General features: G+C 72.1%; 11 protein-coding genes. 5 read left to right on the top strand and 6 right to left on the bottom strand.

Annotation, left to right across the window (positions count from 1 at the left end):
* Positions 1-2: 2 nt before the first annotated feature.
* The 4 genes from IO36_RS29675 to IO36_RS29690 all read right to left on the bottom strand — a co-directional run bounded on the left by IO36_RS29675 (position 3) and on the right by IO36_RS29690 (position 3,581).
* The gene (locus IO36_RS29675; RefSeq protein WP_037624215.1) at positions 3-866 is read right to left on the bottom strand and encodes a 1,4-dihydroxy-6-naphtoate synthase; all 864 of its coding nucleotides are present in this window, start codon (positions 864-866) and stop codon (positions 3-5) included.
* Complete coding sequence (locus tag IO36_RS29680; protein ID WP_078943521.1) at positions 850-1,548, bottom strand: futalosine hydrolase; 699 nt, start codon at positions 1,546-1,548, stop codon at positions 850-852. The genes IO36_RS29675 and IO36_RS29680 overlap by 17 nt, the downstream gene beginning before the upstream one ends.
* Positions 1,549-1,574: 26 nt before the next feature.
* Complete coding sequence (locus IO36_RS29685; protein WP_051901054.1) at positions 1,575-2,081, bottom strand: hypothetical protein; 507 nt, start codon at positions 2,079-2,081, stop codon at positions 1,575-1,577.
* A 75-nt stretch (positions 2,082-2,156) separates the two neighbouring features.
* Positions 2,157-3,581, bottom strand: coding sequence for an MFS transporter (locus tag IO36_RS29690; protein WP_078943516.1), 1,425 nt, complete (start codon positions 3,579-3,581; stop codon positions 2,157-2,159).
* 401 nt (positions 3,582-3,982) lie between these two features.
* Between IO36_RS29690 and IO36_RS29695 the strand changes: the two genes are divergently transcribed.
* From IO36_RS29695 to IO36_RS29715, 5 genes are all read left to right on the top strand, one after another.
* Positions 3,983-4,909, top strand: coding sequence for a DUF3027 domain-containing protein (locus IO36_RS29695; protein WP_037624216.1), 927 nt, complete (start codon positions 3,983-3,985; stop codon positions 4,907-4,909).
* A gap of 814 nt (positions 4,910-5,723) precedes the next feature.
* Positions 5,724-8,924, top strand: a complete 3,201-nt coding sequence (locus tag IO36_RS29700; RefSeq protein WP_037624217.1) for a sacsin N-terminal ATP-binding-like domain-containing protein — start codon at positions 5,724-5,726, stop codon at positions 8,922-8,924.
* Between the two features lie 319 nt (positions 8,925-9,243).
* Complete coding sequence (locus tag IO36_RS29705; RefSeq protein WP_037624219.1) at positions 9,244-10,050, top strand: hypothetical protein; 807 nt, start codon at positions 9,244-9,246, stop codon at positions 10,048-10,050.
* Between the two features lie 298 nt (positions 10,051-10,348).
* Entirely contained in the window at positions 10,349-11,200 is an 852-nt protein-coding gene (locus IO36_RS29710) for a DUF5707 domain-containing protein (protein WP_051901055.1), read from the top strand.
* A gap of 243 nt (positions 11,201-11,443) precedes the next feature.
* Positions 11,444-12,376 (top strand): hypothetical protein, encoded by a 933-nt coding sequence (locus IO36_RS29715; protein ID WP_037624222.1) that lies wholly within the window; start codon positions 11,444-11,446, stop codon positions 12,374-12,376.
* Between the two features lie 58 nt (positions 12,377-12,434).
* On the opposite strand, the gene IO36_RS29720 is transcribed toward IO36_RS29715, so the two are convergent.
* Together IO36_RS29720 and IO36_RS29725 are read right to left on the bottom strand one after the other, a co-directional pair.
* Positions 12,435-14,834 (bottom strand): cation-translocating P-type ATPase, encoded by a 2,400-nt coding sequence (locus IO36_RS29720; protein ID WP_037624223.1) that lies wholly within the window; start codon positions 14,832-14,834, stop codon positions 12,435-12,437.
* A 112-nt stretch (positions 14,835-14,946) separates the two neighbouring features.
* Positions 14,947-15,213, bottom strand: a complete 267-nt coding sequence (locus tag IO36_RS29725; protein WP_037624224.1) for a DUF2530 domain-containing protein — start codon at positions 15,211-15,213, stop codon at positions 14,947-14,949.
* Positions 15,214-15,385 lie beyond the last annotated feature (172 nt).

The following is a 15,385-nucleotide window of genomic DNA, read 5'->3' on the forward strand; positions in this document are numbered from 1 at the left end:
CGTCAGGGGAACGACAGCGCGTCCGGTCCGAGGGGAGGCACCAGCCCCTCGGCCGCCGCGCGGGTGAGCAGTCCGCGGACCGCCGCGTAACCCGGCTCGCCCAGATCGGCCGTGAACTCGTTGACGTACAGGCCGATGTGCTGGTCGGCGACGGACGGGTCCATCTCCTGGGCGTGCTCCAGCACGTAGGGCCGCGAGACCTCGGGGTCGTCCCAGGCGGCGCGCACCGAGGCGCGGGCGGCCTCGGCGAGCTCCAGGAGCCGCTCGGCGCCCAGCGAACGCCTCGCGATGATCGCGCCCAGCGGGATCGGCAGCCCGGTGGTGTGCTCCCAGTGCTCGCCCATGTCGGCGAGCTTGTGCAGCCCGTAGTTCTGGTACGTGAAGCGCGCCTCGTGGATGACCAGGCCCGCGTCGACCTTCCCGTCCCGCACGGCCGGCATGATCTCGTGGAACGGCATGACCACGATCTCGCCGACCCCGCCGGGAACGGTGTCCGCCGCCCACAGCCGGAACAGCAGATACGCCGTCGACCGCTCGCTGGGGACGGCGACCGTACGGCCCGTGAGGTCGGCGCCGGCCTCCTTGGTCAGCACCAGCGGACCGCAGCCGCGCCCCAGCGCGCCGCCGCAGGGCAGCAGCGCGTAGTCGTCGAGGACGTACGGCAGCACGGCGTACGACACCTTCAGCACGTCGAACTCGCCGCGCTCGGCCATGCCGTTGGTGATGTCGATGTCCGCGAAGGTCACGTCCAGCGCCGGGGCGCCCGGGACGCGGCCGTGCGCCCAGGCGTCGAAGACGAAGGTGTCGTTGGGGCAGGGCGAGTAGGCGATCCGCAGGGCATCGGCGGACTCAGTGGGTGCGCTCATGTGGGTTCCAACTCTCCAGCAGGGGCTCCAGCTTCCCGAAGGCGCCGGTGAGGGCCGTGAGGGCGTCGCCGATCCGCCAGGCGGCACGGTCCCGGGGGCCGACGGGATTGGACACCGCGCGGATCTCCAGCACCGGCACACCGTGCGCACCGGCGGCCTCGGCGACCCCGAAGCCCTCCATCGCCTCGGCGAGGGCCCGCGGGTGCCGGGCGCGCAGTTCGTCGGCGCGGGCGGTGCTGCCCGTCACCGTGGACACCGTCAGGACCGTGCCGACGCCGCCGCCAGTGACGGCGGCGACCTCACGTACGAGTGATTCCGGAGGCCGGTGGCTGACGGTCCCGAAGCCGAGTTCGGTGACCGGGAGGAACCCCTCCGGGGCCTCGGCGCCGAGGTCGGCCGCGACGATGTCGTCGGCGACCACGAGCGATCCCACGGGCGCGCCGGGCAGGAATCCGCCGGCGATGCCCGCGCAGACGACGAGGCGGTAGGGCGCCCCGTCGAGGGCGGCGGCGGTCAGTGCGGCGGAGACGGAGGCGGCGGCGAGGGCGGGACCGACACCGGCGGCGAGCAGATCGAGCCCGCCGGTCCGGTGGAGCGTCGCCCCCGGGAGCCGTACTTCGTGCGCCGAGCCGGACGATCCCGCGGCCACCGCTTCCCGCTCCACGGGGACTGCGGTGGCCACGAGCACCCTCGGCCCGGCGGCGGCGGTCAGCTGTCCGAGTCCTTCTTGAACTTGAAGGACCACAGGCCGGTGGCCGTCGTCTTGCCCTCCTTGATGGAGACAAGCGTCGAGTTGCCGCTGGCGCCGTACTGCTGGTTGAAGAAGACGCTGCCCGGGATCGTCAGGTAGGTCTTGGTGGTGGTCTCGGGCAGCAGCTGCTGCCCGTTCATCAGGATCGTCCAGCCTTTGTCCGCGATCTTCGGGTCGACGCCGAACCGCACGGTCGCGTCCGGGTCCACGGTGATGGACTTGATGTCCTTGGACCGCAGGCAGCTCGTCAGGTCCGCGGTCTTCAGGGCGTCACCGTCGTTGTAGCAGTCGGCCTCGGAGCTCACCGACTTGGTGCCGACCGTGACGGTGGCCATCGGGGTCGGCTTGTCACAGGCCGACAGGGCGAGGAGTCCGGCGGAAACGGCGCCGACCGTGGCGACGGCGCGGCGACGGCGCGCAGCGCGGTGTCCATTAGCGGCTCTGCCGCGGGGCAGGGAGGTCATGACCGAAGGTTATCGGGCAGGCCCACCGGTGCCCCCACGTGGGGTGCGGCGTGCCGTGCGCGGCCCCCGCGCGGCTCAGGACACGCGGGCGCGCCCCGATCCGCCCCGGCGCGCCACGACGAGCAGTCCCCGGACCGTCGTGAGCCATCCGACGGCGACGATCCCGGCGGCCACGGAGAGGCCGAGCGGGCCGTTGAGCGGCATCGCGATCCCGATGGCGCCGCCGAGCACCCAGGCCATCTGGAGCAGCGTCTCGGAGCGGGCGAACGCCGAATTCCGGACAAGTTCGGGGACGTCCCGCTGGATCAGGGCGTCCAGGGACAGCTTGGCGAGGGCCTGCGCGAAACCGGCGATCGCGGCGAGGGCCGCCACCATCAGCGTGCCGAAGAAGAGCGCCGCGACGATGGCCGTGGCCAGGACGAAGGCGACCACGGTCACGACGATGATCTCCGGGGCGCGTTGCTTCAGCCAGGCCCCGACGGCCGTGCCGAGCGCGTTGCCCACGCCCGCCGAGACGACGACCAGGCCGAGCGAGACCGCCGCGCTCTTGCCGGTGAGCGGGTGCTCGCGCAGCAGGAAGGCGAGGAAGAAGATCAGGAAGCCGGACAGACAGCGCAGCGAGGCGTTGGCGCCGAGCGCGTGGGTGACGGCCGTGCCCACCGTCCGCAGCCCCGGGCGCGGGGGTTTCTTCAGGTGAGGGCCGTGCAGATGGTCGGCGTCGGAGGCGAGCAGCGCCGTGTCCTCGCCCTTGGCGGAGTCGACCTTGGGCGGCAGGGAGAACGACAGGAACGTCCCCGCGATGAAGATCGTGAAGGCGCCGTAGAGCGGATAGCGCGCCCCCAGCGACTGGAGCAGAGCGGCCACGGGTCCGGCCACACCGGTGGCCAGCAACCCACCCAGAGTGACCCGGGAATTGGCCTTGACCAGCGAGAACGTCGGTGGGAGAAGTCGAGGCACGACGGCGCTGCGCACCACGCCGTACGCCTTGGAGGCGACGAGCACGCCGAGCGCGGCGGGGTACAGCTCGAAGGTGCCGGTGACGACCGCGCTCGCCAGCATCAGCGCGAGCATCGCCCGGGCGAGCATCGAGCCGGCCATCGCGGCCCGCCGGCCGTGCGGCAGCCGGTCGAGCAGCGGGCCGATCACCGGGGCCAGGACGGCGAAGGGCGCCATCGTGATGCCCAGGTACAGCGCGACCCGGCCGCGGGCCTCGTCGGTCGGGACCGAGAAGAACACGGTGGACGCCAGTGCCACCGTGATCATGACATCGCCCGCGCCGTTCACCGCGTGCAGTTCGATCAGTTTTCCGAGGCCCGACTCGCCCGCTCCGTGCGCGTGCGTGGCCTTGCGGATGCCGCGCGCGGTCCGGGACACCGGGAAGTGCAGGGCACGCCCCACCGCGCGGACGGACCCGGTCAGCCGGCCCGATCCGCCGTTCCCGTTGCTCCCCTTGGCGCCACCGACACCGGTTGCTCCCTGGGGTGACCTTGCGGACGCCACTCCGTCATAGTGCCCCGAGTTCGGGGTGCGTAGTGCGGTTACCGCGCGTACGGGGGCCGAGTGGGGCTCATCGGGCGGGGTGGGCCGACGGGGGACATCCGGCGCGGAGCGCCGCGGAAGGGCGGACTCCGGGGGTCCGGGGAGGCTCGAAGATCCCGGCGCGGGGCACCGAAGACGGCCGCCGGTGTGGGCCCAGGGCCCAGGAGAAGGTAGCGTGCGTAACGCGCCTGCGGCGATTGTTCTCGGCCGCGCGCCTCTCGGCCATCCCGCAGAATGGATGGCGTAGGTGCGCCCGAGTGCGATCGGGCGCGGACGTCGACGCGGCCCACCGGTCCGCTCCGTCCGCACCCCCGCCGAGGCAGGGCGCACCCGTGAGACGGCGTAGGAGAGAAGCGATACCTGTGAGCGCAGCGACAACGCGAAGCCGCACCCCAGACCGTCTGTGCGCCGAGGCCGTCGACCTCGCCCGCGCGGCCGCCGAGGAAGCCGCCTATCCCGGCGTCGTCGGCGAGCATCTCGGGATGGTCTCCGAGGGGGACCGCGTTGTCACGCACTACTTCGAGTGCAAGGAACCCGGGTACCGCGGCTGGCGCTGGGCGTCCACCGTGGCCCGCGCCTCCCGCGCGAAGGTCGTCACGCTGGACGAGACGGTGCTACTGCCGGGCACGGACGCCCTGCTGGCGCCGGAGTGGGTGCCGTGGAGCGAGCGGCTGCGTCCCGGCGACCTGGGGCCCGGGGACCTGCTGCCCACGGACGCCGAGGATCTCCGGCTGGAGCCGGGCTGGTCCGGCGAGGACGAGCCCGCGCCGAACTCCGCGGTCTCCGACGACATGGCCGAGCTGGTCGAGGCGGAGGACGCGGAGGTCACCGCGGGGACGCCCGCGAACCTGCCGATCGTTCCGCGCCGGGGGTCCATCGCCAGCGTGGCCGAGGAGCTCGGGCTGCGCCGGGCCCGGGTGCTCTCCCGGTACGGGCTGCACGTCGCGGCCGACCGCTGGGAGGACTCCTTCGGGGCCCGGACCGCGATGGCGCAGGCCGCGCCCGCGACCTGCGTCAGCTGCGGCTTCCTGAACCGGATCGGAGGGTCGCTCGGGCAGGCGTTCGGTGTCTGCGCGAACGAGTTCTCGCCCGCCGACGGGCGTGTCGTGTCCCTCGCGTACGGGTGCGGGGGGCATTCGGAGGCTGCGGTGATGCCGACGCCTCCGCGGCCGCCGTTGCCGGTGATCGACGAGACCCAGGTGGACCCGTTCCCGCTCCGCCCGTCCCCCGACTCGGGCTCGGTCCCATCGACCCCGGACGACTCCCAGTCAGAACTGGGCCACTCCTAGCAATCTCCGGTCCCCGGGCGGTTCGAGTGCCCCCGGGGTCCCGCCGGCCCTCTAGGCCCGCCAGCCCCACCTCACGGTCCCGCCACCCCCACCCCAGGGTCCCGCCAGCTTCCCAGCCGGCCCCGGCGCACCCGCCCCACCCCAAGCCTTTTTCGCCCCCTCCGCCCCTACCCATCCCGAACCCTTTTCCTCGCTCCCCCGCCCCCCCCCCCCCCCCCCCCCCCCCCCCGTAAAGGGCGCCCCCGTGGGGGGTGGGGGGGGCCCGGGTCCGGGGCGGAGCCCCAGGGGTGACCATCCCCCTAGCCCACCTCCCGGATGCGGGGCCAATGCCAACCCGGGCTAGGGGGATGGTCACCCCTGGGGCTCCGCCCCGGACCCGGCTCCTCAAACGCCGGAGGGGCTGAACTTTCGCCGGGCGGGGGCTGGAATTGGTCCCGCGCCCGAGAGGGGGCCGGAGGTTGGTACCCCTGGAGCACCGGAGGAGCTGGATTTTCGCCGGCGGGGGTTGGAACGTTCCCGGGCCGGGGCTGGATCTCGCACAGGCCACCGCGCACCCGCCACCCGGGATTCGGCGTGAGGGGCTGATCCTCAGCCACGATTCAGCGGTACCCGGGAACGCACGTGAGGGGCCGTGGCGGTACATCGATGCCCGTCGCCACTAACGTTCACGTCTCTGTCCGACGGCGACGGGCTGATGCACCGGCTCGGCCCCGACCCACCCACCGGACCGGACCCGCGGAGAGCGCGCGGTACCTTCGTGCCGCGACCCGGTGCAGCGTTCGCGGTCGCGCCAGGCGAGAGGGAGAGTGAACCCGTGAGTAAGTTCGTGCGGCCGGCGGCCGAGGGCGCGGACCCGTTCGGCACGGCGCGACTGCGCCGCGGCGTGCTGGACGCCTGGGCGGCCAGCCCGGCCAGGTTCCGCGAGGACGCCAACGCCGAGGAGGACCTCGTCCTCGGCGGCTACCGCGACCGCCTCGTCGTGGAACTCGCCCAGAACGCCGCCGACGCCGCAGCCCGAGCCGGCACCCCCGGCCGCCTCCGCCTCACGCTCCGCGACGGCATCCTGGTCGCCGCCAACACCGGCGCCCCCCTGGACGCGGCCGGCGTCGAGTCCCTCGCCACCCTCAGGGCCTCCGCCAAGCGCGACGCCCCCGACACCGCAGTGGGCCGCTTCGGCGTAGGCTTCGCCGCGGTCCTCGCCGTCACCGACGAGCCCGCCGTCGTAGGCCGCGGCGGCGGCGTCCGCTGGTCCCTGGCCGAGGCCCGCGACCTCGCCGCAGACACCGCCGCAGAGAGCCCCGCTCCCACCGCGGAGAGCCCCGTCACCGCGGACACCCCCGCCCTCGCCGACGAGATCCGCCGCCGGGACGGCCACGTCCCCCTGCTGCGGCTGCCCTTCGCGGCCGAGGGCACCGCCCCCGCCCCGTACGACACCGCCGTGATCCTCCCGCTGCGCGACACCGCCGCCGAGGACCTCGCCGAACGCCTCCTGCGCACGGTCGACGACGCCCTCCTGCTGGCCCTCCCGGGCCTGGAGGAGGTGGTCGTGGAGATCGGCGACACCGAACTGCGCACGATCACCCGGACGGGTGCCGAGCACGGCACCCGCATCGACGACACCCGCGACGGCACGACCCGCTACCGCACCGTCGCCGCCCACGGCCCCCTCGACCCCGCCCTGCTCACCGACCGCCCGGTCGAGGAACGGCTGCGTCCGCACTGGTCCGTGACCTGGGCCGTCCCGGTGGACTCCGAGGGAGCGCCGGCCCGCCCCCGGACGAGCCCGGTCGTGCACGCGCCGACGCCGAGCGACGAGGCACTCGGCGTGCCCGCGCTGCTCATCGCCTCGTTCCCGCTCGACACGGCCCGCCGCCACGCGGCCCCCGGCCCGCTGACGGATTTCCTGGTGGAGCGCGCGGCGGACGCGTACGCCGAGCTGCTCGCCTCCTGGCGTCCGGTGGACGCCGGGATCATCGACCTGGTGCCCGGCCCGCTCGGCAAGGGCGGACTGGACGGAGCGCTGCGGCAGGCGATCCTGGACCGGCTGCCGCGCACCGCGTTCCTGCCGCCCGCCGCCCCGCCGGAGCGGTTGCCGACGGTCGAGGCCCCCGAGGACTGGCCCGCGAGCAGCACCGCGGAGAACCCGGCGGCCCTGCGGCCGCGGGACGCCGAGGTGGTGGAGGGCGCGGGCGCCGAGACGGTCCGGGTGCTCGCCGAGGTGCTGACCGGCCTGCTGCCCGCCGGGCTCGAACGGCGGGTGGAGCTGCGCACGCTGGGCGTGGCCCGGGTCGCGCTCACCGAGGCCGTGGACCGGCTGGCGGGGCTGGAGAAGGACCCCGAGTGGTGGTACCGGCTGTACGACAGCCTCGCCGGGGTGGACCCGGACCGGCTGTCCGGGCTGCCGGTGCCGTTGGCCGACGGCCGGACGACGATCGGGCCCCGCCAGATCCTGCTGCCCACCGCGGAGGGCTCCCTGGTGGCCCCGGCCACGCTCGCCCGGCTCGGCCTGAAGGTGGCGCACCCGGACGCGGCCCACCCGCTCCTGGAGAAGCTGGGGGCCCTGCCGGCCTCGCCGCGCGCGGTGCTCACCACTCCGCAGGTGCGGGCCGCGGTGGCCGCCTCGCTCGACGACGAGGGCGGGGCCTGGGACGAGGACACCCTGGACGCGGAGGAGCTCGCGGACACCGTCCTCGCGCTGGTCCGTGACGCCGCGCTCGACCCCGGCGACGAGCCCTGGCTGGGTGCGCTGGCGCTGCCGGACGACGAGGGCGAACTGGTGCCCGCCGGTGAACTGGTGCTGCCCGGCAGCCCGTTCGCGGCGATCATGCGCGAGGACGAACTTGCCTCGGTGGACTCCGAGTTGGCCGAGCGCTGGGGCGAACAGCCGCTCGCCGCCTGCGGTGTCCTGGCCGGCTTCGCGCTGGTGCGGGCCACCGACGTCGTCCTCGATCCGGACGAACTGGAGCCGCGGGACACGGACTTCGCCGAGCCGGACGACGCGGGTCTGCTGGACGCGGTGGACGTGTGGTGCGAGGACGTCCTGGACCGGCTGCCCGACTCGCCGGTGCCGCCCGTCGCCACGGAGATCGTGGCCGTACGGGACCTGGACCTGGTGGACGACGACCGGTGGCCCGAGGCCCTCGCGCTGCTCTCCCGTCCGCCGCTCCGGGACGCGATCATCCAGCAGGTGCGCATCCTGCTCCCGGACGGCACGCACGAGATCGTCCGCCCGTACACGGCGTGGTGGCTGCGCGGGCACCCGGTGCTCGACGGGCGCCGGCCGGCCGGTCTGCGGGCGGCGGGCGGCGATCCGCTGCTGCGCGGCCTGTACGACGAGGCGGACGCGACCGGGTTCGAGGACGAGCAGGTGCTGCGCGCACTCGGCGTCCGTACCTCCGTGGCCGCCCTGCTGGACGAACCGGGCGGCGCGGCCGAGCTGCTCGACCGGCTCGCCGACCCCGGGCGCCCGGTCACCGGAGCGCAGCTGCACGCCCTGTACGGGGCGCTGGCCGATCTCGACCCGGAGCAGGTGACGCTGCCGGAGGAGCTGCGGGCGGTCGTGGACGGCGAGGTGCGGGTCGTGGACGCGGCCGACGCGGTCGTCGTGGACTCACCTGACCTGCTGGCGTTCACGGCCGGGGTGCCGCTGCTGCCGGTGCCGCCGTCGCGGGCCGCCGAGCTCGCCGAGCTGTTCCAGGTGCGGCGGCTGAGCGAGTCCGTCACCGGCGAGGTGACCTCCGAGGGCGCCGAGCACGACGTACCGGAGTCCGTACGGGTCCTGCTGGGCCCCGCGACCCCCGCCTCGTACGTCGAGCACGAGGAGCTCGTCGTGGACGGCACCGAGCTGGACTGGCGCCGTACCCGGGACGGGGTGCTGCACGCCGCCACGCTGGAGGGCGTCGCCGCCGGACTCGCCTGGTCGGCGGGCCAGTGGCCACGCCGCTTCGAGGTCGCCGCGCTCCTGGAGGACCCGTCCCGCACGGAGGAACTGGCCCGGGACCGCTGGTTCGACTGAGGCTCGCCCGGCCACCGGGCACAATCGCCCCGCCCCCGGGCCCGACCGGCCTCCGGGCCGAACCCGCCGTCAGAACCGATCGTCGCCTGCTGTGCCCGGCCCCGGGATCCCCGGGGCCGGGCCTTTCTCCGTGTTTCACCATCCCCGCGTAATGCGGATCTAAAAACTCCGGTTTCCCCACCCCACCCTTACAACCGTCCGCACCCGTCACTAATCTCACCCCTGAGTCAACAGACTCAGCGATCACTTGGGTCCCGTGCAGACGACGAGCCGTGAGGAACGACCACCGCCGGGACCCCTTTCTCCACCTGGGGAATCCATGCGCATACGAGCCACCGTGGCCGCCGTGACCGGCGCCCTGGCCCTTTCCGCTCTCGCCGTGCCGGCCGCGCAGGCCGCAGGCAACCCGGTGTCCGGCGTCACCTTCTCCAACGTCGTGATCAACAGTGGCAAGAGCATCGTGGTCGGCGCCTCGGCGACGGTCACGGTCAGCGCGACCTACACGGTGACGAAGCCCGCGAACGTCAGCGCGAGCTCCTTCGAGACCGGTCCGGTGCTGTACCGCGGCACCTCGATCACCTCGCCGACCGACATCCTCGGCGGCGACGACGCCGGCGTCTGCACCGCGTCCTCCTCGACGGTGCTCACGTGCACGGCCAAGCTCCCGTTCCGTCCGGACGCCGATGTCGAACTCGGTGATCTGACCTCCGACGAGGCCGGCGCGTGGAAGGTCGGCGCGCTCGCCGTCGACGTCAGCAACGAGGACAACGTCAAGTGGCAGGGCGACCTGGGTGCCAAGAACCTTCAGCGCCTGTCGAAGCTGACGGTCGACGCCGCCCCGGAGCCGGTCAAGAAGGGCGCGACCGTCACGGTCACCGGCGCCCTGACCCGCGCGAACTGGGACGACAACGCGTACCACGGGTACACCGGCCAGCCGGTGAAGCTGCAGTTCCGCAAGGCCGGCAGCACCACGTACACCACGCTCAAGACCGTCACCACGGACAGCACCGGCAAGCTGAAGACGACCACCACGGCCACCGCCGACGGTTACTTCCGCTACAGCTTCGCGGGCACCACGACCACCCCGGCGGTCAGCGCCGCGGGCGACTACGTCGACGTGCAGTAGCACCGGAACACCCGGCTCCCCCGAAGGGGCCGGGTGACCACCGATGTCACCGGAGATCCCCGGCCTCAGGGCCGGGGATTTCTGTTTGGCCAAGCCCGCAACGTGTCTGACCTGGCACAACGTCAATGATCCTCACGGGCGGACTGGTTGAAGAAAAAAAGTTCACATCCCGTACAACTATTCGCCCAGTTGGATGATCTTCTCTGCTGAGTCATCAGACTCCGCCATCACTTGGGCCCCTGTGACCACGAGCCGCGAGGTACGACCACAACGGGCCCTGATTCCACTGGGGGATCGCATGCGTATCCGTGCCACTGTGGCCGCCGTCTCCGGCGCCCTGGCCCTCTCCGCTCTCGCCGTGCCCGCCGCACAGGCCGACGGTCATGTCTCGCTGGCCTCGCTGGCGCCGACCGTCTCGAAGATCACGCCGTTCACCGGCTCCGCGCCCGCGGACGAGCGGGAGGGCGACACCCAGATCACGGGTGTCACCGTCAACGCCGGCAAGGACATCGTCGTCGGCACCACGCAGAAGAAGACCTTCACCATCTCGGTGACGGCCACCGACCCGTCCGGCATCGCCGACGGCTACGCCATCCTGTGGCACGGTGCGGACATGGACCACGTCGACGGCGCGATCACGCCGGACGCCGACACGGGCACCTGCACCGCCACCAGCGCCACCACCGGCACCTGCAAGGTCACGGTCGTCGCCGACCCCAACGAGAACATCTACTCGAACATCCTGGCCGGCACCTGGAAGGTGTGGGCGGGCGCCCAGGGCAACGACGGCGACTACGTCATCACCGAGGCCTACAAGACCGCCCGGGTGCAGCGCGCTTCCACCCTGACGGTCAACGCCGCCCCGGAGCCGGTGAAGAAGGGCAAGACCGTCACGGTCACCGGCAAGCTGGCCCGCGCCAACTGGGACGACCTCAAGTACCACGGCTACACCGGCCAGTCGGTGCAGCTGCAGTTCCGTAAGAAGAACAGCGACACGTACACCACGCTGAAGACGGTCAAGACGGACAGCACCGGGAACCTGAAGACGACCACGACGGCCACCGTCGACGGTTACTTCCGCTACAGCTTCGCGGGCACCTCGACCACCCCGGCCGTCAAGGCCGCGGGCGACTACGTCGACGTGCAGTAACACCTGACGCGACCAGGGATCCCCGGCCCCAGGGAGGGCCGGGGATCCCTGTGCGTTCCGGCTGTCCTCGCGCCCGCCCCGGTCTTCGGGGGAGTCGTACGAAGATTCCGCTTGTCGTGCAACCGTTCGGGCGTCTCGGCGATCGTCTCTGGCGAGTCATCAGACTCCGTCGTCATTCGGGCCCTTGTGACCACGAGCCGTAGGAACGTGCACGTCCGGGCCCTGTCTCCCCTGGGGGATCGCATGCGCATACGTGCCACCGTGGCCGCCGTCTCCGGCGCCCTGGCCCTCTCCGCGTTCGTCGCGCCGGGCGCCCACGCCACCGGGTCCGCCGATCACCGCTCGGACATCGCCAAGGTGCTGGAAGCGGTCCGCGCCGCCCCCGGCAAGACCCCGTTCACCGGTTCCACGGGTTCCGACGGGGAGCCCTACGAACTCGACCTGACCTTCTCGGACGTGAAGGTCAACAACGGCAAGCCGATCGTCGTCGGCATCTCCAAGAAGGTCGTCGCTCCGATCACGTACAGCATCAGGCACGCGGCCTCCGTCGACATCAACGCCGACGACTTCATCATGGAGATCGGTCTCTACCGCGGCGGCGGTCTCGGCGAACCGACCGAAGCGATTTTCGACGAGAAGCGGACCTGTACGGAGACCTCGTCGACCACCGCCACCTGCAAGTCCGTCATCGGCTTCACCCCGGGCGGCAACCTGAGCCTCAACGTCAAGGCCACCACCTGGTGGGCCAGCGGCATCGCCGTCGCCCTGAACGGCGTGGACAGCGACAGCGACAGCAGCGACTGGAGCAAGGTCGGCCGCGTCTACCAGGACATGCCCACCACCACCGCCAAGATCCAGCGCGCCTCCAGGCTGACGGTCAACGCCTCGCCCGAGCCGGTGAGGAAGGGCAGGACCGTCACGGTCACCGGCAAGCTCTCCCGCGCCAACTGGGAGGACAACGCCTACCACGGCTACACCGGCCAGTCGGTGCAGCTGCAGTTCCGTAAGAAGAACAGCGACACGTACACCACGCTGAAGACGGTCACGACGGACAGCACCGGGAACCTGAAGACGACCACGACGGCCACCGTCGACGGCTACTTCCGCTACAGCTTCGCGGGCACCTCGACCACCCCCGCCGTCAAGGCCGCGGGCGACTACGTCGACGTGCAGTAGGACGCGCCGGTCCGGTGACGTGCGGCAGGCCGCATCGAACCGGTGACGCGATGCGCCCCTACGCGGGAACGCGGCGGTCGACCCACCTCCAGAGGAACTCCAGGACGGCCGCCGCGATCACCGAGATCAGCACCGCGATCCACGGCATCGTCGTGCCGACGAGCTTCAGTGCGAAGAAGTGCTGGAGCCGCGGCACCACGAGCACGAGCAGGAACGCCCCGCCCATCGAGGCGACGAGGCAGATCCGCCACCAGGTGTAGGGCCGGGCGATGATCGCGAGCACCCACATCGAGACCAGGAACAGCGTCAGCGTCGCGGCGCTCGTCTCGGCCTCCAGCGAGCCCTCGCCCGTGTAGTAGTGGCGTGCGATCAGGTACATCACGAACGTCGCGGCCCCCGCGACGACCCCGCCCGGGATCGAGTACCGCATGACCCGCCGCACGAAGTGGGGCTGGGCGCGCTCCTTGTTGGGGGCGAGGGCGAGGAAGAACGCCGGGATGCCGATCGTCAGCGTGGACAGCAGGGTCAGATGGCGCGGCAGGAACGGGTACTCGACCTGCCAGCACACCACCAGGACGGCCAGCAGCACCGAGTAGACGGTCTTCACCAGGAACAGGGTCGCGACCCGGGTGATGTTCCCGATGACCCGGCGGCCCTCCCCGACCACCGAGGGCAGGGTCGCGAAGCTGTTGTTCAGCAGCACGATCTGGGCCACCGCCCGGGTCGCCTCGGAGCCCGAGCCCATGCTCACCCCGATGTCGGCGTCCTTCAGCGCCAGGACGTCGTTCACGCCGTCGCCGGTCATCGCCACCGTGTGCCCGCGGGACTGGAGCGCGCCGACCATGTCGCGCTTCTGCTGCGGGGTGACCCGCCCGAAGACCGTGCCCTTCTCCAGGGACCCGGCCATCTCCTCCGGCCCGGACGGCAGCTCGCGGGCGTCCACGACCTCGCCGGTGAGCCCCAGTTTTCCGGCGACCGCGCCGACCGACACCGCGTTGTCGCCGGAGATGACCTTGGCCTTGACGTCCTGCTCGGCGAAGTAGCGCAGGGTGTCGGCCGCGTCCGGGCGCAGCCGCTGCTCCAGCACGACCAGCGCGGCGGGCCGGGCGGCCTCGGCGACCCCGGGGTCGTCGAGGTCCTTGGTGGTGCGTGCGAGCAGCAGCACCCGCAGCCCCGCCTCGTTGAGCCGCTCGGTGTCCTTGAGCGCCGTGTCCCCGTCCGGCAGCAGCACGTCGGGGGCGCCGAGCAGCCAGGTGCTGGACTCGCCGTTGCCCTCGCTGAACCCGGCGCCGCTGTACTTGCGGGCGGAGGAGAAGGGCAGCGCCTGGGTGCACCGCCACTCCTCGCTGTCCGGGTAGGCGGCGATGATCGCCTGGAGGGAGGCGTTGGGCCGGGGGTCGGACTCGCCGAGCGCGCCGAGGACCTGGCGCAGATACGTCTCGTCGGTGCCGTTCAGCGGCCGCAGCTCGGTGACGTCCATGCCGCCCTCGGTCAGCGTGCCGGTCTTGTCGAGGCAGACGGTGTCGATGCGGGCGAGGCCCTCGATGGCGGGCAGCTCCTGGACGAGGCACTGTTTCCGGCCGAGGCGGATGACGCCGATCGCGAAGGCGACGGAGGTGAGCAGGACCAGCCCCTCGGGGACCATCGGCACGATTCCGCCGACGGTCCGCGCGACGGAGTCCTTGAAGCCGTGCTGCTTGACGACCAGCTGGCTGATGACGAGGCCGATCGCGGTCGGGATCATCATCCACGTCACGTACTTGAGGATCGTGGAGATACCGGTGCGCAGCTCGGAGTGGACCAGCGTGAACCGCGAGGCCTCCTCCGCGAGCTGGGCCGCGTACGCCTCGCGGCCCACCTTCGTGGCCGTGAACGCGCCGCTGCCGGCGACCACGAAGCTGCCCGACATCACCGCGTCGCCCGCGTGTTTGACCACGGGGTCGGCCTCGCCGGTGAGCAGCGACTCGTCGATCTCCAGCCCGTCGGCCTCCGCGCAGGTGCCGTCGACGGCGACCTTGTCGCCCGGCCCGATCTCGATGAGGTCCCCGAGCACGATCTGCGACGATCTCACCTCGGCGGCGACCCCGTCCCTGCGCACGGTCGGCCGCACCTCGCCGATCACCGCGAGCGAGTCCAGTGTCTTCTTGGCCCGCCACTCCTGGATGATGCCGATCCCGGTGTTGGCGATGATCACGTAGCCGAACAGGCTGTCCTGGAACGGCGCCACGAACAGCATGATCAGCCAGAGGACTCCGATGATCGCGTTGAACCGGGTGAACACGTTCGCCCGGACGATCTCGCCCACGGAGCGGCTGCTGCGGACGGGTACGTCGTTGACCTCGCCGCGCGCGACCCGCTCGGCCACCTCGGCGGCCGACAGCCCCTCGGCCCGCCGCGAGCCGGGTATGGGCACGGGGTGAACGGGATCGAGTCCGGCGCCCGCGTCGGTGTGGGTCATGCCTTCGACGGTACGTGCGGATATGCGGCTTCACCCGCCGAGTGACCGGAAGTTCCGACCTGGGGAGGAGCCGTGACGGCCGGGCATGCTGCCCAGGGTGGAGACGGGGCCGTTACTCCGTCACGGGGATGCCGGCCGCCTCGGCGCGCTTGATCGCGGCGTCCCGCTTGCGGACGTACCAGATGCCGATCAGCCCGAGGCCCGCGCCGGCCAGGCAGGTCCACAGCCACCACAGGTGTCCGTGGTCGTCGAACCAGCCGTAGAACGGCAGCTGCACCAGGAAGAGGACGAACCAGAGGATCGTGCCGCCCGTGATGGTGGCGACCACGGGGCCCTCCAGGGGCTCCGGCGCCTCGTGCTTGGGGGTCCACTTCGCCATGTGCACAGCTTACGAGGGTCGGCGACCGCTTGTGTTCGCACCCGGTCACTCCTTGCGCGAGAAGGGTCTACGCGCGGAGATAGCGATTTCGAACTCATATGTTCATACTGAAACTGTCCGAGTCTGGCCAGTTGTATTCGTAGAAAACACCAACAGCGACCTGGGGGAACCT

Origin of the sequence: Streptomyces aureus, assembly GCF_000725495.1 — a bacterium.
Taxonomy (GTDB): Bacteria; Actinomycetota; Actinomycetes; order Streptomycetales; family Streptomycetaceae; genus Streptomyces; species Streptomyces aureus_B.